This window comes from Mesorhizobium sp. M4A.F.Ca.ET.020.02.1.1, assembly GCF_004022645.1.
Taxonomy (GTDB): Bacteria; Pseudomonadota; Alphaproteobacteria; order Rhizobiales; family Rhizobiaceae; genus Mesorhizobium.
In genome coordinates, this window is record NZ_RZOI01000816.1 from 1 (window position 1) to 2,515 (window position 2,515).

A 2,515-nucleotide genomic window follows, 5' to 3' on the forward strand; every position below is an offset into this window, starting at 1 on the left:
CAACGCCCGCGATCTGTCCGCCGCCGATCTTGGCGGCCTCGCTCCCGATTTCGTCGTCTGCGATGTCAGCTTCATCTCGCTGAGGTTGGCGCTACCACCGGCGCTCGCCTTGGCCGCAGCCGGCGCCAGAGCGCTGCTGCTTGTAAAGCCGCAATTCGAGGCCGGCCGCGAAGCAATCGGCAAGGGTGGCCTGCTCAAGGATCCAGCCGATGCCGAGCGCGTTGCCAGCCTGGTTGGCGATTGGCTTGGCGGCATTCCCGGCTGGCGCGTGCTGGGGCTGCATCCCTCGCCGATCGAGGGCGGCGACGGCAATCGCGAATTCCTGCTTGGCGCGATCAAGGATGGCGGGACGTGAGCGCGCGCTTCAGCATTGCCAGGCTTGGCTCGCAGGGCGACGGCATTGCCGAGACGGAGAGCGGTGAGGTTTTTGTCCCCTTCACGCTGCCGGGCGAGACCGTCACGGCGGCTCGCGAGAGGGATCGCGCCACGCTGATGTCGGTGCTGGCAGCATCGCCGCTCCGCGTCGATCCTGCCTGCCGGCATTTCACCGAATGCGGCGGCTGCGCGCTTCAGCACTTCGAGGCCGAAGCCTATCGGCAATGGAAGCGCGACAGGGTCACGCAGGCGCTGAAGGCGAAGGGCATTGCCTGCGAGGTCGATGCACTGGTGGCTTGCGCGCCCGAGACTCGCCGTCGGGTCGTCTTCAGCGCCAGACGCACCGAGGCCGGCATGCTGTTTGGCTTCGTGCGCGCGCTCTCCTCGGAGATCATCCCGATCGAGGAATGCCCGATCTCGCTGCCGGCGATCGTTTCCGCGCTCGATCGCCTGCGAAGGCTGGCCGGGCTGGTCGCAGCCACGCCAAAACCCTTCCACATGACCGTCACCGTGACCGCTTCCGGCCTCGATGTCGCGGTTCAGGATGCCGGCAAGCTCGGCGAGAACCAGCGCCGCATCGCGTCGAACTTCGTTCTTGCCGAGGGATTGGCCAGGCTTTCCGTCGACGGCGAGATCGTCGTCGAGCCGAGGAAGCCGGTCGTGCAGTTCGGGGGTGTGCCTGTCGCCGTGCCGCCGGGCGCCTTCCTGCAGGCGACCGAAGCGGCCGAGCAGGCCATGGCCGGCCTCGTCGGCGAGCACCTTTCCCGTGCGAAAAGGCTCGCCGACCTGTTCGCCGGCTGCGGCAGCTTCGCGCTGCGCCTGGCCGCCAAGTCGGAGGTCCATGCCGTCGAAGGCGATGCGCCGGCGCTTGCCGCGCTCGACCGCGCCTTCCGCTTCGCCAGCGGCCTGAAGCGGGTGACCAGCGAGCGCCGCGACCTGTTCCGGCGGCCGCTGACTTTCAAGGAGCTGAATGCCTTCGACGGCCTGGTCTTCGATCCGCCGCGCGCGGGAGCCGAGGATCAGTCGAAGCAGATCGCCCGCTCGGACGTGCCGCTGGTGGCCGCCGTATCCTGTAACCCGGTGACGCTGGCGCGGGATCTGCGCATCCTGATCGACGGCGGCTACACGCTGAAGAGCGTGACGCCGATCGACCAGTTCCTGTGGTCGCCGCATGTCGAGGCCGTCGCGCTGCTGGAGAAGCCGAAGCGAAGGCGGTAATCGCTCAAACCCTGGTGCCGCCCACCGTCATCTGGTTCATCCTCAGATGCGGCTGGCCGACACCCACCGGCACGCCTTGTCCGGCCTTGCCGCACATGCCGATGCCGTTGTCGAGCTTCATGTCGTTGCCGACCATGGTGACGCGGTGCATGGCGTCCGGCCCGTTGCCGATCAGCATCGCGCCCTTGATCGGCTGCGTTACCTTGCCGTCCTCGATCATGTACGCCTCGGTGCAGCCGAACACGAATTTGCCCGACGTGATGTCGACCTGGCCGCCGCCGAAGGAGACGGCATAGATGCCGTTCTTGACCGAGGCGATGATCTCTTCCGGCTGCATTTCGCCGGCGGTCATGTAGGTGTTGGTCATGCGCGGCATCGGCTGGTGCGCATAGCCTTCGCGCCTTCCATTGCCGGTCGCCTTCATGCCCATCAGCCGCGCGTTCTGGCGATCCTGCATGTAGCCGACCAGCTTGCCGTCCTCGATCAGCACGTTGCGCGCCGAGGGCGTGCCCTCGTCGTCGACGGTCAGCGAGCCGCGCCGTTCGGGTAGCGTGCCGTCGTCGACGACGGTGACGCCTTTCGCCGCCACCTGCTGGCCCATCAGCCCGGCGAAGGCAGAAGTCTTCTTGCGGTTGAAGTCGCCCTCCAGTCCGTGGCCGACGGCTTCGTGCAGCATGACGCCAGGCCAGCCGCTGGACAGCACGATGTCGAATGTGCCGGCCGGCGCCGGCACGGCCTCTAGATTGACCAGCGCCTGGCGCAACGCCTCCTTGGCGGCGTGCTTCCAGCTCTCCTCGACCAGGAATTCGCCAAAACTCTTGCGGCCGCCCATGCCGTAGGAGCCGCTCTCCTGGCGGTCGCCGCTGCCGACCACGACCGCGACGTTGATCCTGACCAGCGGGCGGATCTCGCGCACCCTCTG

At 67.5% G+C, this 2,515-nt stretch carries 3 protein-coding genes; 2 read left to right on the plus strand and 1 reads right to left on the minus strand.

The features are described from left to right. Together EN742_RS31550 and EN742_RS31555 are read left to right on the plus strand one after the other, a co-directional pair. A partial coding sequence (locus EN742_RS31550; protein ID WP_348632874.1) for an SAM-dependent methyltransferase occupies window positions 1-355 on the plus strand: 355 nt, incomplete at its 5' end. Continuing rightward, the gene (locus EN742_RS31555) at window positions 352-1,593 is read left to right on the plus strand and encodes a class I SAM-dependent RNA methyltransferase (protein ID WP_128333702.1); all 1,242 of its coding nucleotides are present in this window, start codon (window positions 352-354) and stop codon (window positions 1,591-1,593) included. The genes EN742_RS31550 and EN742_RS31555, both read left to right, overlap by 4 nt. A 4-nt stretch (window positions 1,594-1,597) precedes the next feature. Here the strand turns inward: EN742_RS31555 and EN742_RS31560 are convergent. Next, on the minus strand, window positions 1,598-2,515 hold a 918-nt coding region (locus tag EN742_RS31560), incomplete at its 5' end, for a metallopeptidase TldD-related protein (RefSeq protein WP_245492440.1).